The 24,048-nt window shown below is 68.0% G+C and carries 22 protein-coding genes; 5 read left to right on the top strand and 17 right to left on the bottom strand.

Annotated features, from left to right (window positions below; translation table 11 throughout):
• Positions 1 to 378 precede the first annotated feature (378 nt).
• From CV1CTNOD_RS12255 to CV1CTNOD_RS12240, 4 genes are all read left to right on the top strand, one after another.
• On the top strand, positions 379 to 609 hold the full coding sequence (locus CV1CTNOD_RS12255; protein ID WP_131766899.1) for a hypothetical protein: 231 nt from the start codon (positions 379 to 381) through the stop codon (positions 607 to 609).
• A gap of 77 nt (positions 610 to 686) precedes the next feature.
• Positions 687 to 1,013, top strand: coding sequence for a PIN domain-containing protein (locus CV1CTNOD_RS12250; RefSeq protein WP_207386385.1), 327 nt, complete (start codon positions 687 to 689; stop codon positions 1,011 to 1,013).
• 162 nt (positions 1,014 to 1,175) lie between these two features.
• Positions 1,176 to 2,402, top strand: coding sequence for a methyltransferase domain-containing protein (locus CV1CTNOD_RS12245; RefSeq protein WP_131786239.1), 1,227 nt, complete (start codon positions 1,176 to 1,178; stop codon positions 2,400 to 2,402).
• 541 nt (positions 2,403 to 2,943) lie between these two features.
• Positions 2,944 to 4,194, top strand: coding sequence for a cytochrome P450 family protein (locus CV1CTNOD_RS12240; protein WP_131786238.1), 1,251 nt, complete (start codon positions 2,944 to 2,946; stop codon positions 4,192 to 4,194).
• A gap of 128 nt (positions 4,195 to 4,322) precedes the next feature.
• On the opposite strand, the gene CV1CTNOD_RS12235 is transcribed toward CV1CTNOD_RS12240, so the two are convergent.
• From CV1CTNOD_RS12235 to pafA, 11 genes are all read right to left on the bottom strand, one after another.
• On the bottom strand, positions 4,323 to 7,145 hold the full coding sequence (locus tag CV1CTNOD_RS12235; RefSeq protein WP_165485477.1) for a DEAD/DEAH box helicase: 2,823 nt from the start codon (positions 7,143 to 7,145) through the stop codon (positions 4,323 to 4,325).
• A 156-nt stretch (positions 7,146 to 7,301) separates the two neighbouring features.
• On the bottom strand, positions 7,302 to 8,300 hold the full coding sequence (gene tatC, locus CV1CTNOD_RS12230) for a twin-arginine translocase subunit TatC (RefSeq protein WP_131786236.1): 999 nt from the start codon (positions 8,298 to 8,300) through the stop codon (positions 7,302 to 7,304).
• A gap of 49 nt (positions 8,301 to 8,349) precedes the next feature.
• Positions 8,350 to 8,664: a Sec-independent protein translocase subunit TatA gene (gene tatA / locus CV1CTNOD_RS12225; protein ID WP_131786235.1), complete on the bottom strand. Its 315-nt coding sequence runs from the start codon at positions 8,662 to 8,664 to the stop codon at positions 8,350 to 8,352.
• Between the two features lie 132 nt (positions 8,665 to 8,796).
• On the bottom strand, positions 8,797 to 9,633 hold the full coding sequence (locus CV1CTNOD_RS12220) for a formylglycine-generating enzyme family protein (RefSeq protein WP_131786234.1): 837 nt from the start codon (positions 9,631 to 9,633) through the stop codon (positions 8,797 to 8,799).
• A gap of 184 nt (positions 9,634 to 9,817) precedes the next feature.
• Positions 9,818 to 11,257: a sulfatase-like hydrolase/transferase gene (locus CV1CTNOD_RS12215; protein WP_131786233.1), complete on the bottom strand. Its 1,440-nt coding sequence runs from the start codon at positions 11,255 to 11,257 to the stop codon at positions 9,818 to 9,820.
• 259 nt (positions 11,258 to 11,516) lie between these two features.
• A complete protein-coding gene (locus tag CV1CTNOD_RS12210; RefSeq protein ID WP_131786232.1) occupies positions 11,517 to 12,944 on the bottom strand; it encodes a sulfatase family protein in 1,428 nt (475 codons plus the stop codon).
• Positions 12,945 to 13,718: 774 nt separating this feature from the next.
• Positions 13,719 to 13,937: a hypothetical protein gene (locus tag CV1CTNOD_RS12205; RefSeq protein WP_131786231.1), complete on the bottom strand. Its 219-nt coding sequence runs from the start codon at positions 13,935 to 13,937 to the stop codon at positions 13,719 to 13,721.
• A gap of 153 nt (positions 13,938 to 14,090) precedes the next feature.
• Positions 14,091 to 15,068: a helix-turn-helix transcriptional regulator gene (locus tag CV1CTNOD_RS12200; RefSeq protein ID WP_131786230.1), complete on the bottom strand. Its 978-nt coding sequence runs from the start codon at positions 15,066 to 15,068 to the stop codon at positions 14,091 to 14,093.
• The gene (locus CV1CTNOD_RS12195; RefSeq protein ID WP_242606624.1) at positions 15,065 to 16,345 is read right to left on the bottom strand and encodes a helix-turn-helix transcriptional regulator; all 1,281 of its coding nucleotides are present in this window, start codon (positions 16,343 to 16,345) and stop codon (positions 15,065 to 15,067) included. Before CV1CTNOD_RS12195 ends, CV1CTNOD_RS12200 begins: the two co-directional genes overlap by 4 nt.
• 182 nt (positions 16,346 to 16,527) lie before the next feature.
• On the bottom strand, positions 16,528 to 17,112 hold the full coding sequence (locus CV1CTNOD_RS12190; RefSeq protein ID WP_242606623.1) for an FKBP-type peptidyl-prolyl cis-trans isomerase: 585 nt from the start codon (positions 17,110 to 17,112) through the stop codon (positions 16,528 to 16,530).
• Positions 17,113 to 17,125: 13 nt separating this feature from the next.
• Positions 17,126 to 18,484, bottom strand: a complete 1,359-nt coding sequence (pafA, locus tag CV1CTNOD_RS12185) for a Pup--protein ligase (protein ID WP_131786229.1) — start codon at positions 18,482 to 18,484, stop codon at positions 17,126 to 17,128.
• A gap of 246 nt (positions 18,485 to 18,730) precedes the next feature.
• Between pafA and CV1CTNOD_RS12180 the strand changes: the two genes are divergently transcribed.
• Positions 18,731 to 19,471: a dienelactone hydrolase family protein gene (locus tag CV1CTNOD_RS12180; protein ID WP_207386383.1), complete on the top strand. Its 741-nt coding sequence runs from the start codon at positions 18,731 to 18,733 to the stop codon at positions 19,469 to 19,471.
• 87 nt (positions 19,472 to 19,558) lie between these two features.
• Here the strand turns inward: CV1CTNOD_RS12180 and prcA are convergent, their stop codons facing one another.
• The 6 genes from prcA to CV1CTNOD_RS25700 form a co-directional block, all read right to left on the bottom strand.
• Positions 19,559 to 20,281, bottom strand: a complete 723-nt coding sequence (gene prcA, locus CV1CTNOD_RS12175; RefSeq protein WP_131786227.1) for a proteasome subunit alpha — start codon at positions 20,279 to 20,281, stop codon at positions 19,559 to 19,561.
• A 1-nt stretch (position 20,282) separates the two neighbouring features.
• Positions 20,283 to 21,062 carry a proteasome subunit beta gene (gene prcB / locus CV1CTNOD_RS12170; RefSeq protein WP_347402926.1) on the bottom strand — a complete coding sequence of 260 codons (780 nt, stop codon included), beginning with the start codon at positions 21,060 to 21,062 and terminating at the stop codon, positions 20,283 to 20,285.
• The gene (locus tag CV1CTNOD_RS12165) at positions 21,059 to 21,196 is read right to left on the bottom strand and encodes an endonuclease domain-containing protein (RefSeq protein ID WP_165485464.1); all 138 of its coding nucleotides are present in this window, start codon (positions 21,194 to 21,196) and stop codon (positions 21,059 to 21,061) included. The genes prcB and CV1CTNOD_RS12165 overlap by 4 nt, the downstream gene beginning before the upstream one ends.
• 257 nt (positions 21,197 to 21,453) lie before the next feature.
• Positions 21,454 to 21,672 carry a ubiquitin-like protein Pup gene (locus CV1CTNOD_RS12160; protein ID WP_131766886.1) on the bottom strand — a complete coding sequence of 73 codons (219 nt, stop codon included), beginning with the start codon at positions 21,670 to 21,672 and terminating at the stop codon, positions 21,454 to 21,456.
• Between the two features lie 517 nt (positions 21,673 to 22,189).
• Positions 22,190 to 23,707 (bottom strand): depupylase/deamidase Dop, encoded by a 1,518-nt coding sequence (gene dop / locus CV1CTNOD_RS12155; RefSeq protein ID WP_347402925.1) that lies wholly within the window; start codon positions 23,705 to 23,707, stop codon positions 22,190 to 22,192.
• Positions 23,708 to 23,802: 95 nt separating this feature from the next.
• A partial coding sequence (locus tag CV1CTNOD_RS25700; RefSeq protein ID WP_207386381.1) for a hypothetical protein occupies positions 23,803 to 24,048 on the bottom strand: 246 nt, incomplete at its 5' end.

Genomic DNA, 24,048 nt, shown 5'->3' with positions numbered 1-24,048 from the left:
CCTGACGTGCGGGTGGGGTTGTGACCCATGCCGGCTCGGCGGCGTGGTCGGTGTTCAGCGTGGAAAGCCGCGGCGTTGCGACGGACCTCTGCCGGACGGGTGACGCCGGGTTCTGGAGCAGCGGGACGACCGGTCGATGTCAGGGGGGACTCCCACCGGCTTCCTCCGCGTCCATCATGTCCATCGGCTGGGCCCGGTGCATCGGCTGGGCATGATGAGCAGAACAGATCCCCCAGCTCCCGGTCAAGTACACCAACCCGCCGCCTCAATCTCTCTCGCCCGTGGACGACGACGAGGCCGCTTTTGTAACATCGAAAATGTTACAGTTTCCGTATGAGTACCCACGGCTACCCATTGGGCGAAGGTCCTTCCACCCGTTTGAGCCTGTCCCTCCCCCAGGGGACCGCTGACGCCGTACGCGAGATGATCGGTAAGCGCGAGTTCTCCGGCTTCGTCGCGGAGATGATCGAGGACCGTATCCGCCGAGAGCTCCTCGCCGAGGACATCCGTGTCTACCAGGAAGAACACAGCGAGTTCACGGACGACGAGCGGACCTGGGCGCATGAAGCGCTCACTGGTGAGGTCACGCAGCGACACGACGCTGCATGAGGCGTCCGGCCGCACCGGGGACCCTCGTCCTCGACTGCGCGGGATTGTCCGGCTTCATCGAACAGCAGCGAAGGGTCATGGCTGTCCTGAACGAGGCGCAGCGTCTGGAATGGAGGGTCAAGACCTGCGCTGCGACCATTATCGAAGCGACGCACCCCAAGGTAGATGCGGCGCGCACAACCTGGATCCTCTCCCGTGTCCAGGTGGAATCCGTCACCAAGGACGCTGCACGAGCTGCATCGGCGTTGCTGCGGGCCGCGAACCTGCACGGGCACAAGTACGCCATCGATGCCATGGTCGCGGAGATGGCGCTGCGCCAGCGAGGACCGGTAGTCCTGATCACATCCGACCCGGACGACATGGCCCGACTATGCGGCCCCAGCGTCCGCCTGATTCCGCTTTGACGATAGAAGCCGCGACCGGCCACGGCTGGCGCAGGAGCCGCACGACCTGGGCGGCGCCAAGCCCGAAGCGGTGATCGGGCGACAGCGTGAGCAGTGATAGCAGAGCGCTTGCTTCGGTTACACCCGCTGGGCAGCGGTGCATTTTCTTCATCGGGAGGTTAGGTGGATCAACATGAGCATCACCGCTACCGGGCCCGCTGCCACTGGGACGGTTCGACAGCCGCCGGCTACGAGGCGTACGACCGGGGCCATCGTGGCGAATGTCCGCCTGCGCCCGCAAGCGTCCAGCTCAGTGCGGACCCCGCCTTCCGCGGCTCGCCCGAGCATCCCAACCCCGAACAGCTCGTCCTGCTCGCGGCGTCATCCTGTCAGCTCCTGTCCTTCCTGGCCGTAGCCGCCCGCGCACGGGTAGACGTCCGCGGCTACTCCGACGACGCGGAGGCGGTCATGCCCCACGCGCCTCGGACGGGCCTGAGTCAGATCCTGCTGCGGCCGCGGATCGTGGTTGCCGGGGACGTCCCGCTCGAGCGGCTCCATCGCCTGGTGGAGCAGGCCCATCAGGAGTGCTACATCGCGAACAGCCTGCGTTGCGAGGTCAGCGTGCAGCCCACCTTCGTCCGGATGCCGGCCTACGCGTTCGGGGATTCGGGCCTTGCCGCCGAACGCCTCGCCCTGCTCGCGCAGGTCTTCGACACCCCGTCCCGCGCCTTGATCACGAAGGGGGCGCCCAGGGTGCCCCCGCTCGCGCTCGACCTCGGCTGCGGGCCGGGGCACAGCACCCGGATGCTCGCCGAGACATCGCAGGCGCGGCGCACGGTCGGGATCGACGCCTCTGTCGCGCATGTCGAGGCGGCTCGTGGTGTTGCGCCCGAGCTCGAGTTCGTCGTCCACGACCTGACCCGGACGCCCTTTCCCCTCGAAAACGCGGATGTGGCCTATGCCCGGTGGGTGCTGGCTCATCTGCCCGATCCCGTCGGCAGGGCGAGAAGCTGGCTCACCCAGCTTGCCCCGGGAGGGGTTCTGCTCCTGGAGGAAACCGAGCGGATCGAGACTACCGAACCGGTACTCATCCGATATCTGGCGTTGGCGCATGACGTCGTCGCCGCCCGTGGCGCGAGCCTGGAAGCCGGCCCGCTTCTTGCCGTGTTCGATCCATCTCCCGTGGGCGAGGTCGTGCGCAACGACGTCCGGGAGTGGCCGGTGGCCCTGCCGACCGCGGCGGCGTTGTTCGCGCTCAACCTGCGGGTGTGGGGCAGCGACCCGGCAATGCCGCTGGCCGCGGATGACGTGGCCTCCCTGCAGGCGGTGCTGGACGGTTTGGCCGCATCCGACGACCGGCGGGTCGTCACCTGGCATATCCGTCAGATGATCATGCGTTCTGCGATGTGATTGTGTAGCGCGACAGGTCGCGTCCGCGGAGATGGTCGGGAGCCTGGACGGTGATTGACAGGATGCGTGCCTTCTACGGGCTCTCGACCGCCGGGGATGGCGAAGCGGAGAAATGCCGATATCCCCAGTGGCGCGCGACCTGGACGAATTTTCATCGTCATTTTCATCGTCGACGAGCGCGGACAACATTGATCTCATACTGTCGATGCCGTGACATGCGTGCGTGACATGAGTGCGAGCAATCCTCGATAAGAGGACGACTCCGGAGACGACGGCTGTCGACTAACAAATCCATGACCGAACATCGTCGAATCATGAAACTGAGGGACTAAACGGTCGTGACAGCAGCTGTTTTCACCCTCAATTTTCTGATCGAACCAGGACGTGTGACCACCTGACTGGCGCGCCGGCGGGCTCAGGCGAAGCCGATCCGATGAGATCCGGAAGGCCCAGGTCCCCATTACCGACAGGTTCATAGCGAGATTCCCGGATTCGGGGCGCCGATGCGCCCGGTAGAAGCATCCAGCAGAAGGAACCCAGTATGAGTGAAATCACGCAGGCAGTTCCCGCGGCCGAGCTGTTCACCCCGGAATTCCGCCTCGACCCGTATCCGACGTATGCCCGGCTCAGGGAGAACTCGCCCGTCTGCCGGGTGCAGACACCCAGATTCGAGACCTGGCTCGTCACCCGGTATGCCGACGCCCGGGCGGTGCTGTCCGATCCTCGGCTGAGCAAGGACATCGACCGGGCCGGGGATCTCTACCTCCAGGTATTCGGTGAGAAATCGGTCGCGCTGAACAGGAACATGCTGAACGCGGACCCGCCGGAACACACCCGGCTGCGGCGCCTGGTGTCCCAGGCGTTCACCCCGCGCCGTATCGAGGCCCTGGCCCCCCGCGTCCAGCAGATCGTGGACCAGCTGCTGGACACGATAGTGCCCGCCGGCCGGGCCGAGCTGATAAGCGAGTTCGCCCTTCCGCTGCCTATGAACGTGATCTGTGAACTTCTCGGCGTCCCGGCCGAGGACCGCGAGCAGTTCTTCAGCGGCACACAGGTCATCCGGACTCAGGGCACGGCCGGGCGTAGCAACGAGGAGGACCGGGCGGCCATCCAGGAAGCGCAGCAGAACCTGTACAACTATCTCACCAAGCTGGTCGGGAACAAGCGTGACCAGCCCAGTGACGATCTGATCAGCGCGTTGATCGCGGCTCGTGACGACGGCGGCAAACTCTCCGAGGAGGAGCTGGTCTCGACCGCGTTCCTCCTGCTTTTCGCCGGTCACCAGACGACGGCCGACTTCATCGGAAACGCGGTCACCGCGCTGCTGACGAACCCGGACCAGCTCGACCTGATAACGAAGAATCCGGAGCTCCTGCCGGGCGCGATCGAGGAACTTCTCCGCTTCAACGGGTCGGTTCCGGTGGCGAGCTTCCGGTTGGCGACGGAGGATGTCGAGTACAGCGGGGTACGCATTCCGAAAGGCTCGATCGTCACCGTGGTCCTCAATGCGGCGAACCACGACCCCCGGCACTTCCCGGATCCCGACAGCCTGAAGGTCGACCGGACGGAGAACCCGCACATGGCCTTCGGGTACGGCGTCCACTACTGTCTGGGTGTGTCGTTGGCCCGGATGGAGGCGCGGACCGCTATCGGCACATTGTTGCGCAGGCTGCCCAACCTGACTCTCGAGGTGGCGCCAGAAGAACTCCGGTGGCTGCCCGCCGCTTCTTCCTTCCGGGGCCTCCTCGAGCTCCCGGTCCGGTTCGAACCGTCAGGTCGACCACAGCGCTGAGACGCTGACCCACGGAATGCCGGATTGGGCCGAAGAACACGCGACCATCATTTTTCGAGCGTTCGGAGGCCCCGAGGGGAACCCGGGTCGGGCGGGTCGGATAGTGGACGCGCTATATCGACATGAAGCTATATCGACATGGAGTAGGCGACGACCCCGCGGCGGACGGCGTCGAGAGCGGTGCGGGCGGTGCCCCGTACGGTCGAATCCGCCGGCGCGACCTGGGTGATCTGGTCGAGCAGGTCGATGAGCTGGCGCATCCAGCGGACGAAATCGCCGGCGGTGAGGTCCAGACCGGAGTCGGTCAGGACCTTCTCCAGCGAGCGTCCGGACGCCCAGCCGAAAGCCACCCAGGCGAATCCGGGCTCGGGCGGACGCAGGAAGTCCAACCCGTGGCCGGCCTCGACGTCGCGCAGCCGTCCGGCGAGGCGGGCCGTCGCTGCCAGCGCGTCCCGCAGCCCCGGATCACCAGGCATCTTCGGTGCCGTCGCCTCCTCACCGCGGGGTTCGTAGACGAGAGTGGAGACCGCCGCGGCAAGCGCGGCGGGTGACAGCCCCTCCCACACACCGGCGCGTAGGCATTCGGCAACGAGCAGGTCCTGCTCGGTGTAGACGCGGCCGAGCAGGGCGCCGACGGCGGTGACGGTGTCGCCCCGCAGGTAACCGAGTGTCTCCAGGGCGGTGCACACCCGGTCGAAGACCTTCGCGACCGTGTTCGTGCGGTTTTCGATGCGCCGCTGGAGAACATCGGTCTCCCTGCGCAGCTTCGCGTGACGGTCCACGACACGCAGGTGCGCATCCCGGTCCGGGCAGCCGTGCACGGGGTGGGCGCGCAGCTCGCGGCGCAGCCGGGCGAGGTCTGCGTCGTCCGCGGCAGCCGCCCGGACGCGGGCACGCCGCCCGGACTCGGGCGGGACGTCGACCTGGCGCAGGGACGACGCCAGGTCACGGCGGGACTGCGGCGAACGCGGGTTGAACGTCCGCGGTACCCGGAGGCGGCCCAGCGGTTCGACGGCCACCGGAAAGTCGACCGTGGACAGTCTGCGGACCTGTTTGTCCACGGTGAGGACGACCGGGCGCGGGCCGTCACCGTAACCGTTCACCCCGGGGTCGAGAACGACCGCGAGGCCGCTACGCCGGCCGGTCGGGACGCGCACGACATCACCGACGCGCAGCTTGGACAGCGACTCGAGCGCTTCGGCCCGGCGGCGGTTGGCGCCTTCCCGCGACAGTGCCGCCTCGCGGGCCCGGATCGCCTCCCGCAGGCGTGCGTACTGCGGGACCGAGCCCTGCTCGCATGCCAGACCGGCAGTCAGCTCGTCGAGCGCGCCGTTGTTGCGGCGGACCTGCCGGGCCAGACCGACGACCGCGCGGTCGGCCTGGAACTGTGCAAAGGACGACTCAAGAACACTCCGGGCCTCGGTCCGCCCGAGTCGCCCGACGAGATTGACGGCCATATTGTACGACGGACGAAACGACGACCGAAGCGGATATGTGCGGGTCGACGCGAGTCCCGCGAGGGCCACCGGGTCGAAACCGGACTGCCACAGCACGACCGCGTGTCCCTCGATATCGATGCCGCGCCGCCCGGCCCGTCCGGTGAGCTGGGTGTACTCCCCCGGGGTGATGTCGGCGCGGGTCTCGCCGTTGAACTTGCTCAGGCGTTCCAGGACGACCGTGCGTGCCGGCATGTTGATGCCGAGCGCGAGTGTCTCGGTGGCGAACACGGCACGTACAAGGCCGCGGACGAACAGTTCCTCGACCACTTCCTTGAACGTGGGCAGCATCCCGGCGTGGTGCGCGGCGATCCCGCGCTCAAGACCTTCCAGCCACTCCCAGTAGCCGAGGATGCGCAGATCGTCCGCGGGAATGCTGGCGGTACGGGAGCGCACATGCTCGCGGATGGCGTCCCGCTCGTCCGATGTGGTCAGTCGCAGGCCGGCATGCACGCAGGCGAGCACCGCGGCGTCGCAACCGGCCCGGCTGAACACAAAGGTGATCGCCGGCAGCAGCCCGGTACGGTCGAGCTGGTTGATGACGTCGGGCCGACTGGGGACCCAGGTCCGCCCGCGCGGTGGAGCGCCTGCCCCGCTCCGGCCGCGCGGCCGCTCCGGGCGCCTGCTCTCCTGCCGGGACAGGCGGATCAGATCCGGATTGATCCGGGGACGCGCCGAACCCGCGGTCGGACCGGCGCCGGGACCCACATCGGGAGCGGGCCTGGATCCGGCTCTGGAGGCGGCCCTGGGGCCGGCATCGCGGGGACGCACCGCGGTGAATGCCTCGACAGCCGCCGCGTCCGTCCCGGCGTGCAGGACGTCGTCCAGGGAGAGCGGACCACTGGCGACGAACAGATCGTGCAGCTCCCGGTCGGCCAGCACGTGTTGCCACAGCGGTACCGGACGGTGCTCGGTGACGACGACACGGGTATGCCCGCGGACGGTGACCAACCAGTCCGCGAACTCCTCCGCGTTACTCACCGTTGCGGACAGCGACACCAACCGGACGTGTTGCGGAAGATGAATGATCACTTCTTCCCACACGGCGCCACGCTGCCGGTCGGCAAGGTAGTGAACCTCGTCCATGACGACGAAGGCGAGGCGGTCGAGCCGCTCGCGTCCGGTCGGCTCCGCGTACAGCATGTTGCGCAGGACCTCGGTGGTCATGACGACCACCGGCGCGTCCGGGTTGCGGGAGATGTCACCGGTCAGCAGGCCGACCGCGTCGATCCCGTGACGGGCTACGAGGTCGGCGTACTTCTGGTTCGACAGCGCCTTGATCGGGGTCGTGTAGAAACAGCGTTGACCCCTGGTGAGCCCAAGGTGGGCCGCGAACTCGCCGACGATCGTCTTACCGGCTCCGGTGGGCGCCGCGACCAGGACGCCCTCGCCCGCGTCGAGAGCTGTGCACGCCTCGATCTGGAAGGGGTCGAGGCCGAACGGATAACCGCCCATGAAGTCGGCCAAAGCCGCGGGTATGGCCGTGGGGAGGGCCTCGGGGCCGGACGAGCCCGCGGGCGCGGTGGACACTTCGTCAGCCTACGCCCACGCCTTCGGCTCGTTGCCGGATGGATGTTCCGTTGGGCCCGGTGGGTTCGGGTGGATGTTCCTTCAGGTGATGTCGAGGTGGGCGGCGTTCGACAAGGAACCCGGGGCGCCGGCCGCACCGACAGCGGTCCCCACCGGGTCGGCGGACGCTGCGGACGTCGCCGGTTCCCCCGTCGCGGGATGCGGCAGGTCGTCGAAGTCCAACGGTGACGCCTCGTCGTCATCGAGGTTGGCGTAGGGCGAGGTGTCGCCGCGGCGGGCCTTGCGCTTGTCGTTGAACCAGCCGATCACGAGGGCGACCTCGTACAGCAGGATCATCGGCAGACCGAGGGCGATCATGGTGAACGGGTCCTGGCTCGGTGTCACGATCGCGGCGAAGACGAAGACGAGGAAGATCTCGGCACGCCGCCACGACCGCAGCTTGGCCGTGCTGACCACGCCCGCCAGGTTCAGCATCGCCACCAGCAGCGGAATCTCGAAGGACAGCCCGAACACGACCAGCATGGCGATGACGTAGCTCAGGTACTTGTTGACGTCGAGGATGCTGACGAGCCCGTCCCCGCTGAATCCGAGCAGGAGCTCCAGCCCCTTGCTCAGGGTCAGGTAGGCGAAGAAGCCGCCGAGGGCGAACAGAACCAGTGAGAAACCGACGAACGTCAGCGACCACCGGCGTTCGTGTCGGTGCAGACCCGGTGTGATGAACGACCACAGCTGGTAGAGCCAGACGGGCGCGGACACGACCGCTCCGGCGATCAGTGAGATCTTCAACCGGATCATGAAGGCGTCGAGGATGCCGAAGAAGGCCAACTGACACTGCCCGTCGACGCCGGACCGGATGTCCTTCGGCAGGGAGCAGTAGGGATCCTTGAGGAAGTTGAAGATGTGCGGTTCGAAGTAGAAACAGACTGCCGTGGCGACGGCGAGCGCGATGAGTGCTTTTGCCAGCCGGTTGCGCAGCTCCCGCAGGTGCTCGGTGAGCGACATCCGGCTGTCCTCGACCGTCCTGGTGCGGCGGAACTGCACCGCATGCGCTATCTGCTGCGGCGTGGGCAACCCGGGCACGGGCGGCTACTCCTGCTCGTGGAAAGGCGGTCGGTGGTCTTCGGCCGTGTCAGCGCCGGCTGGTGTCGCCCGTACCGGCGGACTGACCGTTGACCCCGACAGCGCCGGTCGACGCCGGCTGCGGGCTCACGGCCGGCTGGCCGGACTCGATCGGCTGCGGTGCCGCCTGCGCCTGTGCCTGCGCCGGAGCGGCCGAGGATGCGGCTGGGGCCTGTGCGTCCTGGCCGAGCCCCTTGGTCTCAGCCTTGAAGATCCGCAACGAACGCCCGAGCGAACGCGCGGCATCGGGCAGCTTCTTGGATCCGAACAGCAGGATGACGACGAACGCAATAATCAGAAGCTCGGGGGTACCGAGGTTGGGCATGGCATGCGTCCTTTGCTTCGGTGTCCGGTCCGTCGACCGGTGCGTGTTTGATGCTACGTCGGTCAGCCTTGCCTCGTCAGACGACGGTCCGATGTCCTGCGCATGACGGGCCTGCGACAGGTCAGGTCCACCTCAGGCCGCCGTACGGAAGCCGATGTTGCCAGCGGAGCTGTCCGGGGTGTTCGAACTCCGTGCGGCGACACGGTACCGGTTGCAGTACGACGCATGACACATGTGCGATCCACCGCGCATCACCTTGGCGTGACCGTCGGGCGGCCCCGTCGGATTCGTGCGCGGTCCGGTCGCGTGGAACGTGGAACTGAACCAGTCGGCGCACCATTCCCAGACGTTACCGACAACATTGTAGAGGCCGTAGCCGTTGGGCCGGTACGACTTCACCGGGGCAGTGCCGATGTACCCGTCCTCACCGGTGTCGAGGTTCGGGAAGTCGCCCTGCCAGATGTTGCACCGGTGCCGCCCACCGGGCGTCAGCTCGTCCCCCCACGGGTAGCGGCGCTGTTCCAGCCGGCCCCGCGCGGCATACTCCCACTCGGCTTCGGTGGGTAGCCGGACGCCGGCCCAGGCGCAGTACGCCTGCGCGTCGTTCCACGAGACGTGCACGACGGGATGATTCTGCCGGGAGATGACGGACGAGCCCGGCCCCTCGGGGTGCTTCCAGACCGCTCCGGACACCGCACGCCACCAGGGAGTGGCGTGTACGGCCGGTGAGGCCCGGTTGAGATCCTCGGACAGGAAACCCTCGAAGACGAAGGAGAAGTCGTATCGTTCGGCGTCGGTGACGTACCCGGTCGCGTTGACGAACGTGGCGAACTGGGCGTTGGTCACCGTGGTGGGTTCAATCGAGAACGAGTTCAGCTCGATTTCCCGGACCGGGCCCTCACCGTCGGCACGATAACCCTCGTCATCCTCGGTGCCCATCAGGAAGCGTCCGCCGGGAAGCTGGACCATACGCCTGGTCCGGGGTACGGACGAGCGTACAGGTGCGATGGTCCCGATGCCGACGGGATCGCGGCCAGGGGTGCAGCAGGAACCGGACATGAAATCTCTCTTTGTTCGACCGGGACGGTGGTCCGCCCGTGTGCGGGGCGGACCACCACCTTGCAGTTGTTCGAGCGTCGCAGTTGTTCGGGCGTCAGCTCGTGCGATCGGCGGCGAGCTGGGCAGCCAGAGACGGGATGCCCAGGGCCTGCTCCTGCGCCGGGGTTGCGTTGTACAGCTTGTTCACCAACTGGTAAGGGTCGTTGACCAGGTCGTAGTACTCCCGGAACAGCACCTGCCCGGTGCCGGCCTCCTGGCCGTTCGCGTCGGTGTGCAGGTCGTAGTACTCGACGTACTGCTTGGTGGTGCTGACGTAGGAGGCCCAGGTGGGCACACCGCCCGTGCCGGTGCCCTGCTTCCACCACTCGGTCAGTATGTGGTCGCGGCTGTACGCGGAGAGCAGGGAGTGGCCGTTCTGCGGCGTGGTCGGGGTGATCCCGGCCGCGTCGAGAATGGTCGGCGCAATGTCGATGTTGCCGACGATGCGGTTGTCGACCGTGCCCGCGCCCAGTCCTCCGCCCGGCCAGGACAGGTAGAACGGCACCTCGTGAGCGGGCGTGTAGGGCGTCGACTTGGCGAGGCGGCCGTGGTCGGCCCAGAGGTAGCCGTTGTCCGGGATGTAGATGACCAGTGTGTTGCTCAGCTGGCCGAGGGCGACCAGCTTGTCCTTGAACGCCTGCACCGCGTCGTCGACGGACAACAGGGTCCGCAACTGCCGCTCACGCACCGCCTGGCCGTCGGCGAGGGTGTTGGTCGAGTTCTGGATGTAGGCCGGCTTGTCGCTCTTGTCGGTCTCGAAGACCGACGGACGTCCGTTCCACGTCGGCACGACCGTGTCGGCGTACTGGGCGGCGGGGGTGTTGGGCTCGTGCGGGGCATATGGAGCCACGTAGGCGAACCACGGCCGGGTGTCGGTGGCGGCCTTGTCCAGGAAGCTCAGCGTCCTGTTCTTGATGACGTTGGTGGTGTACCCGTTGATCGTCTGGACGGTGCCGTTGACGTTGTAGGTGCCGTTGTTGTAGCTCGGCTGCAGCAGCGCCCACTCCTCGAAGTGCGGCGGATTGTCGTTGATGTTCCAGGCGTTGAGGTACTTGCCGAACAGCCCGGTGCGGTAGCCCGCCTGCTTGAGGTAGCGCTGCACGGTGGTGTTCTGGTTCAGGTTGTAGGGGTGCCCGTTGTCCCGCACGCCGTGGTTGTGCGCGTAGCGACCCGAGAAGATCGACGACCGCGAGGGCGCGCACAACGGCGTGGTGGAGTGGGCGTTGGTGAACCGCACACCCTGCCCGGCGACCCAGTTCAGGATCTTCTGTGTCGCCCACTGGGTTTCCTTGGGCTGGTCGTCACTGACGATGACCAGGATGTTCGGCCGGGTCGCCGCGGACGCCGGCTGGACGAAGCCCGGGAGCACCGACAGGCCGGTCGCCGCGGCCGCCGTGGCGGTCGCCGCCAACGAGCCCGCGAGAAAGCCCCGGCGGCTGGCCCCTTCCTGTTGTTCCTGCTCCTGTTCTTCGTTCACCTGGTTTTCCTTACTCACTCCGGTGCCCTCCTTCGATTTTTGTGGCCGCCGGCCCGGTGGTTTTTGGAACTCCGGCGGCACAGGAATGCAGCGGTGGTTACGCCGCCCTCGGCCCGGCGTTCACCGTCCGTGCGGTGGACACCGCACGGACGGTGAACGCGAAAAATGAAAGAGAATCATCAGCGGCCGGTACGAAACCCCGCCCGGACGTCGGACCGGGTTTTAGAGCGACTGAGGACGCCGACGTTCGACGGCCGCTCGTATTGTGTTCGAAAAGTCAGCTCGTGCGGTCGGCGGCGAGCTGGGAGGCCAGGGCCGGGATGCCCAGGGCCTGTTCCTGTGCCGGGGTTGCGTTGTAGAGCTTGTTCACCAGCTGATACGGGTCGTTGACCAGGTCGTAGTACTCCCGGAACGCCACCGTTCCGGTGCCGACCGGCAGACCGTTGGTATCGGTGTGGAGGTGATAGTACTCGGTGTACTGCTTGGTCGTGCTGACATAGGACGACCAGGTGTGCGGGCTTCCCGCGGTGTGGCTGCCCTGCTCCCACCATTCGACCAGCAGATGGTCGCGATTGTAGGTGGACAACAACGAATGGCCGTTCTGCGGCGTGTTGGGGGTGATCCCGGCGGCGTCGAGAATGGTCGGCGCGATGTCGATGTTGGCGACGATACGGTTGTCGGCCGTTCCGGCGCCCAGCCCGCCCGCGGGCCAGGACAGGTAGAACGGCACCTCGATGGACGGCAGGTAAGGCACCGACTTCTTGGTCCAGCCGTGGTCGGCCCAGGTGAATCCGTTGTCGCCGATGTAGATGACGAGCGTGTTGTCGAGCTGCCCGGTGGCGACCAGCTTGTCATGGATCGCCTGCACCGAGTCATCCACCGACAACAGGGTACGGAACTGGGCCTCCCGTGTCGCCCGGCCGTCGGCCAGCGTCGCGTTCGCACTCTGGATGTAGTCCGGTTTGTCACTCTTGTCGGTCTCGAAGACCGACGGACGGCCGTCCCAGGTCGGTACGACCGTGTTGGCGTACTGGGGCTCCGGGGTGTTGGGTCCGTGCGGGGCCTTGGGAGCGATGTAGAGGAACCACGGCCGGGTGTCGGTCGTGCCATTCTGGATGAAGCCCTTGGCGAAGTCCCTGATGACGTGGGTGCTGTAGCCCGAGATCGTCTGGATCGTGCCGTTGACGTTGTACTGGCCGTCGTTGTAGACAACCGGGTCCAGCAGGGCGAAGTCCTCGAAGTGCGGCGGGGCGTCGGCGACGTTCCAGGCGTTGAGGTACTTGCCGAAGAACCCGGTGCGGTAGCCCGCCTGCTTGAGGTAGCGCTGGACGGTGGTGTTCTGGTTCAGGTTGTAGGGGTGCCCGTTGTCCAGGACACCGTGGTTGTGCGCGTAGCGACCCGAGAAGATCGACGACCGCGAGGGTGCGCACAACGGCGTGGTGACATGGCCGTTGTTGAACTCCACGCCCTGGGCCACAAGCCAGTTACGGATCTTCTGGGTTGCCCAGTTGGTCTGCTTGGGCTGGTCGTCGGTGACGATGACCAGGATATTCGGGCGAGTGGCCGCGGACGCCGGCTGGACGAGGCCCGGCAGCGCCGACAAGCCGGTCGTCGCGGCCGCCGTGGCGGCTGCCAACGAGCCCGCGAGAAAACCACGGCGACTGGCCTGTCCTTGTTCCTCGTCCCCCGGATGTTCCTCACTCACTCCAGTGCCCTCCTTTGTTTTCTGAGCCGTCGGAGACGCGGATGAAAGCATGCTCGCGCCGCCTTCGGCTGCCGGGTGCTCCCCGCCCATGTGGTCGGGGATTCGGTCATGAGGCAGGCGCGTACAAGCGCGGTCGCGACATGACCGATGAACCTGTTTCGCCATCCGGCCGGGTGCGCGCCCGACCGGACATGCGAATATTCCGGGCCGCACGAAAAGATGCCGGACAGGCACCATTGCACGGTTACGGATGAGAAAAGGAAATCCGGAGAACGGCGTACCCGCACGGTGGGAACGCCGAGATCATCCGGCGAAAAAGGTGGACAGCCAAAAAATCAGCGCCTGACAGTGGGCGTGGCTTCGGCGGTCAGGGGAGAACGGGCAAACACAGCGCGCTCGCCTTACGCCCGTAGTCGACGTGCAGGCAGGCTATGAGGATCTCGCCCCGCTTCACAGGAGCAACAATAGAAGAAGATCCGCAACACGGTCAATGTACTTGTGGCAGAAACTGTCGATTACTTTGCGCCATCGAACCAAGATCTACAATAGGTGGACCGTCCACCGGACGCGCGCAGCTCGGGCCGGGCCGGTACGAAACGCTGATTCCCGTGGGGCGCCAGAGGGCCGAAGACTGCGCGATCATGTTCTTTCCGCGCTCGGGGTTCCCACCGGATCCGGGAGATCCGGAAGCCGATCCGGGAAGCTCGTAAGGCCCGCCGGCCCCGGCGTGTTCCTGGGGCCGGAGGGCCTTACGAGCATGCCAAGCCCGGTCCGTCAGGCCGGGATCCGTTCGTTCAGCCGCGCGGTCACCTCGGCGGCGTCCAGCCGCGCGGCGAGCGTCGCGGTTTCCTCGGTGAGCGTGGACAGCCGGCCACGTAGCTCGGCGGCCTCGTGGTTGACCTGCCGCACCTTCCCCCATACCCGCAACGCCAACGTACCGAGCAGGGCGAACGTCAGCAGGACGAGACCGAGGTCGAGGAGGAGCCAGCGCATGAGATCAACCTACCCGGCTGGCGGGCCCACCGTTTGCGGGCAGGGTCCGTACACGGATGGACGGGAGAAAGCAGCCACGCTGGATCGATGGGAGGATCCACGACCGTTGCCGGGGCTGCGCGGAAGCCTACCTCCGACCGCTGTACGCGACGGCTACCCGTGCCCGTCGCGGCCGTAGGCTGACAGCGCTCGCGCGGCGGCGTCGTGCATGCTCGCGACGACGTCCGCGGGTTCCACCACCCTGGCCTGGTCGCCGAGGCCGAGCACCAGCCTGCGCAGCCAGCCCGTCTCCCACACCCGCAACTCCACCAGCAGGAGCCCGCCGTCGAGCTCCCGGCGGGACTCGACCGGGTAGTAGTCGGCGACCCAGCGCGCGGCCGGATGCAGCTCGAGCACGACGAGCATCTCCTCCGGCCCGGGCTGGAACAACCCGTCGGTGTCCCGCGGGCGCGCCTCGGGCGGCGGCGCGGCGGGTATGTCGAGGACCGTGACGCCGTCCGGGCCGTCGATGCGGTCGAGCCGGAAGAGCCGGACCGCCTTCGACCGGTGGCACCAGCCCTCCAGATACCAGCGGCCGTCCCGGGTCAGCACCCGGATCGGGTCGACGTCACGTTCGGTCAGTTCGTCACGGGACCAGACCAGGTAGCGCAGGTGCAGCCGCCGGCCGCGGGTCACCGCGTCCTGGACGACCCGCAGGACCTCGTCCTGGGCGTCGAGCTCGACCCTGACCCGCTCGGACGGCAGGGTGCCGACGGCATCCTCCAGCTTGCCCAGCGCCCGGTCGAGCGCGTCGCGGGCGGACAGCCCCGGCACGTCGGCGAGCGTCCGGGCCGCGACGACCAGCGCCATGGCCTCGTCCGCGGACAGTTTGAGCGGACGGTCCAGGGTCTGGGGGTCGAGGACGGTGATCTGGTCCGCGGAGTAGCTCAGGTCGATCAGATCCCCGGGCGCGCCACCCGGCAGGCCGCAGACGAACAGCAGATCCAGGTCGTCCCGCAGCTGGCGGACAGTGATCCTAAAGGTTGCGGCCGCATCGTCGAGGCACACCCCCGGATGGGCGCGCAGCCACGGCACCAGGGCGAGCAGGCGGCTGAGACGGTCGGTGGAGGAGGAGGGCGCTGGCGGGCTCACGGCACCACGCTCCCCGGAACCGCCGCTGCCCCGGCCGACGGAGCTACCGGCGGGATTACCGGGTTCTCGGGCTGAGAGACTGCCGGGTCTGCGCCCCGGAGAACTGCCCGGATCGAGGCCCCGGCCGGTGGGGCTACCGGGTCCTCGATCCGGAGGACTGCTTGACCCCCGGATTGGCCCCTGGACTTCGCCACCATACGCACCGGGCCGGCATCGGCATGTACCCGGGCGGCATCGGCCAGCCGGCGCAGCACCTCGTTGCGCAGCTGCGGTGGTTGTTCCACCAGCACGTCATCGCCGTAGCCAGCCACCCATCTGGCCAGCTGTTCGGTGTCGGAGTAGTCGATCTCCACAAGATCCATCCCGACCGCCGCGGACCCGGACGGGCTCTCGGCCGCCCCCGGTACGGAGTCGGACCGATGGTCAGCCGTCCCCCACACGGAGCCGGGCCGTCTCTCGGGCGCCCCCGGCGTGGAGTCCGGCTGGCTGTCGGTCTCTCCCTGCGCGAAACGGCGCGGGCTGGAGAGCACCCGCGCGTGCCGGCGCAGGGCGTGGCCGGTCCCCGGGCGGACCCGCAGGACGGCGGTACGGGTGTGATCAGGCGGTGCTGACGCGGACACCAGCGCCCGCAGGTCGACGCCGTCGGGAATGCGGACCGCGCCTGGCGGCCCGACCGCACGCACCGCACCGGTCACCCGCGACAGGCGGAAGACCCGGGCGGCCTGTCGATCACAGTCGTGACCGGCCAGGTACCAGCGCCCCCGCCACGAGACCACGCCCCACGGTTCGACGTGGCGTTCGCGGGGTTCGGTCTCCTCCGGTTTGCGGTAGGGGAATCGGACGGCCTGCCCGACCTGCACGGCGGCGAGGCAGGGTGCGAACGCGGGCTCCGTGGTGGCGACCCGGGGCTCCAGACCGTCCGGACCGGGCAGGGTGCGGATGCCGCCGGCCGCGAGCTTGCGCAGCGCGCTGGCGGACGCGTCCGCCAGCGCCGTGCTGGACCACAGCTGCGCGGCGAGCCCGAGGGCGGCGGCCTCGTCCGGGTCGAGGGAGATCTCCGGTAGCGCATAGTCGCTGCGCCGGATGCGGTAGCCGACCTCGTCGCTCCAGAACGAGTCCGACCCGGTCTCCAGGGGGATGCCGATGTCGCGCAGGTACTGCTTGTCCCGCTCGAACATGCGGCGGAACGCCTCCTGCTCGTCAGCGGTGCTGCCCGGGGCGTAACCCTCCACAAGCTCGCCGATTTCGGCCACGGAGAGAAACCGCGATGTGGCCATCAGGCACATCGTCAGGTTCAGTAGCCGTTCCAACCGACGACGGGACACCGTACGAGGCTAGAACACGACTCTTGGATCTTCAGCGGCGCCTGTGGCGACAACCGGTACGGTGCCAGCCAGCCGCCGTCCGGACCGTCGACAGCCGCCGTCCGGACGACAAGCAGCTCGCGTCCGGACGCAGGTCAGCGGTCTGCCGCCTGGACGCCGAGGAGGTCGACGACGAAGACCAGGGTGTCATCGGCGGCGATCACGGGCGGCTGCCCGCCCTGCGGACCGTAGCCGAGGTCGGGCGGAATCACGATCTCGCGCCGTCCACCGACCTTCATCCCGGCGATGCCCTGCTGGAAGCCGGGGATGACCCTGTCCAGCGGGAAGGGGACCGGCTGCCCACTCTGCCAGCTCGAGTCGAACTCCTTGCCGCCAGCCCACAACGCACCGACGTACTGGACCAACACGGTGCTGGTCCGCGCCGCGGCCGCTCCGGTACCGACCACGAGGTCCCGGGTCACCAGGGTCGCCGGAGGTGTGCCGGTCCCGGCGGCGATCGTCGGCTTGGTCGACAGGTCGCTCGCGCCCGTCACCGCGGGCACCTGCGCGCTCCCGGCCGGGGGCGCGAGGGTGTCGTCCGCGCGCACCGGCGCGGCCTTGGTCCCGTCGGGCGCGGTGGAGCCGCTGCAGGCGGCAAGCGCGGCAATCATCGAACCGAGCAGGACGGCGGAGAGCAGAGCGGAGCGGACACCCCTGCCGGGGCGTGGGACGACGGTCACAGGTAGGTGGTCCTCACATGCTGGCGATGAGTTTGTCGACCCGGTCGTCGACGGAACGGAACGGATCCTTGCACAACACCGTGCGCTGGGCCTGATCGTTGAGCTTGAGGTGCACCCAGTCGACGGTGAAGTCACGCCGCTTCTCCTGGGCTCGTTTGATGAACTCGCCCCGCAGCCGGGCCCGGGTGGTCTGCGGCGGGACGGACTTCGCCTCGAAGATATCGAGGTCGCGGCTGACCCGTTCCACCAGCCCGGCCCGTTCCATCCGGTAGTACAGGCCCCGGTGGCGGTGGATGTCGTGATACTTCAGGTCGATCTCGGCTACGCGAGGTGAAGCCAACGACAGACCGTGCCGGTGCCGGAACCGGTCGATCAGCACGTACTTGGTCACCCAGTCGATCTCGCGGGCGACCAGTTCCAGGTCCTCGGTCTCGATCGCGAGCAATGTCCGTCCCCACAGGTCCAGGACGCGTTTGGCGACCGCGTCCCCGCCGCGGCGCTCGACGAACTCCTGCGCCTTGGTGAAGTACTCACGCTGGATCTCCAGCGCGCTCGCCTCGCGCCCGTTCGCCAGTTTGATCTTTCGCTGGCAGGTCATGTCGTGGCTGACCTCGCGGATCGCCCGGATGGGGTTTTCCAGTGACATGTCCCGCAGCACCACGCCAGCCTCGATCATGCGCAGGACGAGGTCGGTAGAGCCGATCTTGAGCAGCGTCGTGGTCTCACTCATGTTCGAGTCACCGACGATCACGTGCAGGCGCCGGAAACGCTCGGCGTCGGCGTGCGGCTCGTCCCGGGTGTTGATGATCGGACGGGACCTGGTGGTCGCCGATGACACCGACTCCCAGATGTGCTCGGCGCGCTGCGAGATGCAGTACACCGCCCCGCGGGGGGTCTGCAGGACCTTGCCCGCCCCGCACAGGATCTGCCTGCTGACCAGGAACGGCACCAGGATGTCGGCGAGCCGGCTGAACTCGCCGTGCCGTCCCACCAGGTAGTTCTCGTGGCAGCCGTAGCTGTTGCCGGCCGAGTCGGTGTTGTTCTTGAACAGGTGGATGTCGCCGGCGATCCCCTCCTCACGCAGCCGTCTTTCCGCCTCGACCAGCAGCCCCTCCAGGATGCGCTCGCCGGCCTTGTCATGGGTGACGAGATCGGGAACGGAGTCGCACTCGGGGGTGGCGTACTCCGGATGGCTGCCCACGTCGAGATAGAGCCGGGCACCGTTCTTCAGGAAGACATTGCTGCTACGGCCCCAGGAGACAACCCGGCGGAACAGGTAGCGCGCCACCTCGTCCGGGGACAGCCTGCGCTGGCCGCGGAAGACACAGGTGACCCCGTACTCGTTCTCCAGGCCAAAGATGCGGCGATCCACACTGACGACCCTATGCTTCACGCCCGCCGCGGTGTGGACGGACGCTCCTACCCGCCCCGGCCGCGGTCCCACCGGGCCTCCGGTCACCGCTGTACGGTTGCACGTGGTAGCGGACCGGATGCGCTTATCCGTGTCCGGTACCGTTCGCACCGGGATCCGCGTAGTGATACGGAGACTCGACCCCCCCGGCAACGCGCGAAAAGCATGTATTGCGCCGCCTTCGGTCCTCTGGGAAGGACGACCAGCATGACGTTGAAACCCGAGCATCCCGGGGTCGTCGCAACCGTGGGTGGCACCACCCCGGCCACGGTTGTCGCACCGCGCACGGACGAGCCGATCCGCGGCGGGGTGATCCTGCTCCAGGACGCGCGGGGGATCACGCCCTACCTGGTGTCGGTCTGCGCGCGCCTGGCGGACGCCGGCTGGCTCACGGTCGCGCCGCATCTCTACCACCGGGACGGGATCATCGAGGTCGACCCGGCCGGCAGCTGGTCGTCCGCTCCGCAGCAGATGGGCACCCTGACCGCTGCCGGCATCACCACGGACGTCGACGCCGGCCTCGCCCACCTCGCCGACGCCGGCTTCGGCCTCGAGCGGACCGCGGTGATCGGGTTTTGTATGGGCGGGACCGCGGCGCTGTTCACCGCTACCCGCCATGCCGTGGGTGCGGCCGTGTCGTTCTACGGCGGCGGTGTGAACACGCCGTACTGGGACGGCGTGCCACCGCTGGTGGAGCTCGCGCCGGCGCTGCGCGCGCCGTGGCTCGGCCTGTACGGCGAGGAGGACGTACTGATCAGCGTTGACGAGATCAACGCGTTGCGGGCCGCTGCGGGCACCGCCGCGGCACCGACCGAGCTGATCAGCTACCCCGGCGCCGGGCACGCCTTCCACAGCGACGACCGCGCCGAGATTCACCGGCCGGCGGCAGCCGAGGACGCCTGGAACCGCACGCTCGCCTGGCTGCACACCCACGTGGCTTCCGCCTGAACCAGCCGCCATCCCCCGGGCCTCCGGCGGCGCGCAGGGAACAGTTTCGCGCCGCCTTCGGCCGCAGGAAGGGGAACCGGCCGCCGGTCAGGTCGTGGCTTCGGCGGTTTCGGCCAGCAGCGAGTCCAGCTGCGAGCCGGGTATGCGCTTGAACAGCCGACGGTTACGGGTGCGGTCGAGCATGGCAACCTCAAGATTGGCCGATGACAGGACGCGGTCGCCGTTGCTGCCCGGTGGCGTGCCGGCTCGCAGCGCGTTCGCGGCGACCCGCAGAGCCGTGGCAAGTGGCTGTGAGTCGGCGTGGTGTTCCTTCAGGGAGATGGCCACCTGTTCGGACTGCCCACCGATGGCCACGAACCCGCGTTCGTCGGCGATCGACCCGTCGTAGGTGAGCCGGTAGATCTGGTCGGACCCGGCATCCTCGCCGACCTCCGCAACGACGATCTCCACCTCGTACGGCTTGATGCTGTCGGTGAAGATCGTGCCGAGGGTCTGGGCGTAGAAGTTGGCCAGCGCCCGCCCGGTCACGTCACGGCGGTCGTACATGTATCCGCGGACGTCCATCATGCGCACGCCCGCCGTCCGCAGGTTCTCGAACTCGTTGTACTTGCCGACCGCCGCGAAGGCGACGCGGTCGTAGATCTCACTGATCTTGTGCAGGGTGGACGACGGGTTCTCGGCCACGAACAGGATGCCGTCGGAGTAACTGCGCACGACCACACTGCGGCCGCGCGCGATCCCCTTACGGGCGTACTCGGACCTGTCCCGGACCTGTTGCTCCGGACTGGCATAGCCGAAGGGCATGGTCATGTCAGCCTCCCGGGTTCGTCATGCGGTCGGTGACGACGGCTTCGACGATGGTGCCCACCTCGTCGTCGGCGAAGCGACGGAAGCCGTCCTCCGTCACCGAGGCGACCACCGGGTAAATGCGGCGGGTCAGGTCCGGACCGCCGGTCGCCGAGTCGTCGTCGGCGGCGTCGTAGAGCGCGTCCACGCAGACCCGTACGGCCCCGTCCCGGGTGAGGTCCGGCCGGACCTTCTTCTTCAGCGCGCCGCGGGCGAAGACGGAACCGGAACCGATGGCCTGGAAGCCGCTTTCCTCGGCCCGGGAACCGGTGATGTCATAGGAGAAGATCCGTCCCCTGCCGGCGTCGAGGTCATAGCCCGCATACAGCGGAACGACCGCGAGCCCCTGCAATGCCATGCCGAGGTTGTTCTTAATCATGAAGGACAGCCGGTTGGCCTTGGCGTGCAGGCTGAGGGTGGAACCCTCGATCTTCTCGTAGTGCTCGAGCTCGACCTGGAACAGGCGGACGAGATCCGCGCCGATCCCGGCCGTGCCCGCGTACCCGACGCAGGAGTACTCGTCGGCGTGGAACACCTTCTCGACGTCCCGCTGCGCAATCACGTTCCCCATGGTCGCGCGACGGTCACCGGCCATGATCACGCCGCCGGGGTACGTCACCGCCACGATCGTCGTGCCATGAGCCACCTCGGTGACGGCGACCGGCAGACTGCCGCGTGCGCCTGGCAGCAGCTCGGGCGCGGCCATGGCCAGAAACTCGGTGAACGACGACGTTCCCGGTGTCATGAACACAGACGGTAGACGCCCGGCGACTCCCGCTGGATCAGCCACAAATCCCCCTTCAGATAGTCGATGAGTCGGGTGAGCAGTACCAGGTCGTCGGTGAGGTCCCCGAGACCCGTGTTGCAGCTGACGCACACAATGTCACTCTCGTCCTGCGCCGCCGATGCCGGGGCCGGCCTACCAGCGATTTCGCCCTGGGCCACGCACGGCTGCGACTGAGGTGGCCGTGCTTCACCCCGCTAGCCGACAGTCGGCTGCGGGTCGAACACACGCGTCCCCTGCTCGTCGGCAGGCTCCGCCGCGTCCCACCCTGTGGCATCGGTATCCCGCCCGGTTTCCCGACCGCGGCCCCGGTATTTCTGCACAGCTTTCTCCGGGCGGTCGGCAGGATTATCTACTCACCCCCTTTCTGGACGTAGCCCTTGACGAACTCCTCCGCGTTCTCCTCGAGCACGTCGTCGATTTCGTCGAGCAGGGAGTCGACGTCCTCGGACAGCTTCTCGTGCCTTTCCTTGATGTCGTTGGCGCCGGACTCCTCGACCTCGACATCGTCGGTCTGGTCCGTCCGCCGGCCCGCGCGCTGCTGACCGCCGCCAGTGTCCTTCGTGGCCATGAGACCCTCCTTCGATCGTCTGGAGCGACACTATCTCCGGGCCCGGGCATCCTGAGGCGTTCCTCGCGGCCCGCAGCCGACCTCACCACGCCGCTGCGGTGACCTCGAGCCCGGGTCGCCATGAGCACCTGGGCCTCCGGCAGCGCGAGAGAACATGATCGCGCTGCCTTTGGCCCTCGGAGGACCACTCCATCACGATCCGGCCGGCGCGTCGCGGCGTCCGCCCACGGCGCAATGCACGGACAGTCCCGGCTCGGCCACCCACCAAGAGCTGCGAGCAGGGGTCGGACGTCGACGGTGGAGCCCGTCCAGGGTTCCCGTACAGGCATCCAGCCCCTGTACGTCCCCGCAGACAGCCGTCCGGCGGACGGCCACGAGTTGCCCGCGGGCCGTGAGCCCGCGGACAGACAGCGGACCACAGGCCGGGTGGGTGGGCCAGGGGCGGGCCGGAACCCGGTAGGCCTGCCGCTCTACCTGCCCGACCGACCTACCTGGCCCGTGTCCACCGGCCTGTCGGTCAGCCTCCGGCGAGCGCGTCCACGAGGTCCAGCGCGGTCGGGCACCGGGCGAGCAGCTCGCCCACGTGCGCCCGGGTCCCGCGCAGCGGCTCCAGGGTCGGTACCCGCTGCAGGGAGTCGCGGCCGATGTCGAAGATGACCGAGTCCCAGGAGGCGGCGGCCACCTGCTGCGGGTACAGCGCCAGGCAGCGACCCCGGAAGAACGCCCGGGTGTCGTGCGGCGGCTCGGTCATGGCCTGGACGATCTCGTCCTCGGCGAGCAGCAGGTCGATCCGCCCGCGCTCCACCAGGCGGTTGTACAGGCCACGCTCGGCTCGCACGTCGGAATACTGCAGGTCGACCAGCTGGAGGCGGGGAGCGTCCCAGCCCACCCCGTCCCGCGCCCGGTAGCCCTCGAGGATGGCGAGTTTGGCGACCCAGTCCAGTTCCCGGGAGCACGTCATCGGGTCGTCCTCAAGACGCACCAGGACCGACTCCCAGCGGGAGAGCACGTCCGCGGTCTGCGGGTCCGGATCGGTGCCGAAACGGTCCTCGACGTACTTGCGGGCCTGCTCGAGGTACTCCATCTGCAGCTGGACGGCGGTCATCTTCCGGCCGTCGGCGAGGGGCAGCAGGTGTCGCAGGGACGGGTCGTGGGAGACCGCCCGCAGGTTGCTCACCGGATTGTCGACGCTGAGGTCGACGTCGAGCCAGGAGTCCTCGATCATTGCGAGCACGAGCGAGGTGGTCCCGACCTTGAGGTAGGTCGAGATCTCGCTCATGTTCGCGTCACCGATGATCACATGGAGCCGGCGGTACTTCTCCGGGTCCGCGTGCGGCTCGTCCCGGGTGTTGATGATCGGACGCTTGAGGGTCGTCTCCAGACCGACCTCGACCTCGAAGAAGTCGGCCCGCTGGCTGAGCTGGAAGCCGGCCTCCCGGCCGTCCACCCCGATACCGACCCGGCCGGCGCCGCAGACGACCTGCCGGGAGACGAAGAACGGGATGAGATGGCGGACGATGTCGCCGAACGGCGTGGACCGGGCCATGAGGTAGTTCTCGTGGCAACCGTAGGAGACGCCCTTGTTGTCCGTGTTGTTCTTGTACAGGTGTACCGGCATGGTGCCCGGCACGGACAGCGCCCTGCGGGCGGCCTCGGCCATCACCCGCTCCCCCGCCTTGTCCCACAGCACCACGTCGCGAGGATTGGTCACCTCGGGCGTGGAGTACTCCGGGTGGGCGTGGTCGACGTAGAGACGTGCACCGTTGGTGAGGATGACGTTGGCCAGCCCCAGATCGTCCTCGTTGGCTGGCGCGGACGGATCGACCACCGGTTCGCGGGGAAGCTCGAAGCCCCGCGCGTCGCGCAGCGGTGATTCCTCCTCGAAATCCCACCGAGCCCGGCTGCCGCCGGTCGCCTGTCGGTTGGCGTAGGAGTTGACCACCAGCGACGAGGCAAGCATCTGGTTGGTGGTTGGCTGACCGGGCACCGAGACGCCGTACTCAGTCTCGGCTCCCATGATCCGGCGAACGCTCACACTGCCAGCGTAGGTGCTTTGAGCTCCCGCCGAGACCTGGACCGGATGGGTGACCCTCGGTGACTGCCTGACAAATACCCGGAAACACGGACCAATCATCCCATCGATTGGGCCGTCGGTTGGGCGTTGGGGCTGCGCCGGAGACATTCCGGGTCGGCGAGCGGACATCGTCGGCGACGAGTAGACGTCGTCAGCGGACGGGTGTCGGCCAGTGAGCGGGTGCCGCCGGCGGACGGGCGGTCGGCACCCAGCCGGGCCCGCAGCCGGCTCATCGGCTCCGCCGACGGCCGGGAAACCTCGGTCCGGACGCGTGCCCGCCTCAGCAGCGAGGGCGGGAGGGC

Source organism: Protofrankia symbiont of Coriaria ruscifolia (assembly GCF_900634745.1).
In the GTDB taxonomy this organism is placed as follows: domain Bacteria; phylum Actinomycetota; class Actinomycetes; order Frankiales; family Frankiaceae; genus Protofrankia; species Protofrankia californiensis.
Note: the sequence above shows the minus strand (reverse complement) of the source record. Positions and strands in the feature narration are given on the sequence as shown.

Coding starts and splice junctions, on each gene's coding strand:
- CV1CTNOD_RS12235 (WP_165485477.1), bottom strand. CDS start 7,145: ATGGGCGGTTATCCGTTCGGCCTCGACCCCTTCCAGATCGAGGCGTGC.
- CV1CTNOD_RS12160 (WP_131766886.1), bottom strand. CDS start 21,672: ATGGCCACGAAGGACACTGGCGGCGGTCAGCAGCGCGCGGGCCGGCGG.
- CV1CTNOD_RS12250 (WP_207386385.1), top strand. CDS start 687: ATGGCTGTCCTGAACGAGGCGCAGCGTCTGGAATGGAGGGTCAAGACC.
- CV1CTNOD_RS12205 (WP_131786231.1), bottom strand. CDS start 13,937: ATGCGCTGGCTCCTCCTCGACCTCGGTCTCGTCCTGCTGACGTTCGCC.
- tatA (WP_131786235.1), bottom strand. CDS start 8,664: ATGCCCAACCTCGGTACCCCCGAGCTTCTGATTATTGCGTTCGTCGTC.
- CV1CTNOD_RS12220 (WP_131786234.1), bottom strand. CDS start 9,633: ATGGTCCAGCTTCCCGGCGGACGCTTCCTGATGGGCACCGAGGATGAC.
- CV1CTNOD_RS12240 (WP_131786238.1), top strand. CDS start 2,944: ATGAGTGAAATCACGCAGGCAGTTCCCGCGGCCGAGCTGTTCACCCCG.
- CV1CTNOD_RS12180 (WP_207386383.1), top strand. CDS start 18,731: ATGACGTTGAAACCCGAGCATCCCGGGGTCGTCGCAACCGTGGGTGGC.
- prcB (WP_347402926.1), bottom strand. CDS start 21,062: ATGACACCGGGAACGTCGTCGTTCACCGAGTTTCTGGCCATGGCCGCG.
- prcA (WP_131786227.1), bottom strand. CDS start 20,281: ATGACCATGCCCTTCGGCTATGCCAGTCCGGAGCAACAGGTCCGGGAC.
- CV1CTNOD_RS12195 (WP_242606624.1), bottom strand. CDS start 16,345: ATGGCCACATCGCGGTTTCTCTCCGTGGCCGAAATCGGCGAGCTTGTG.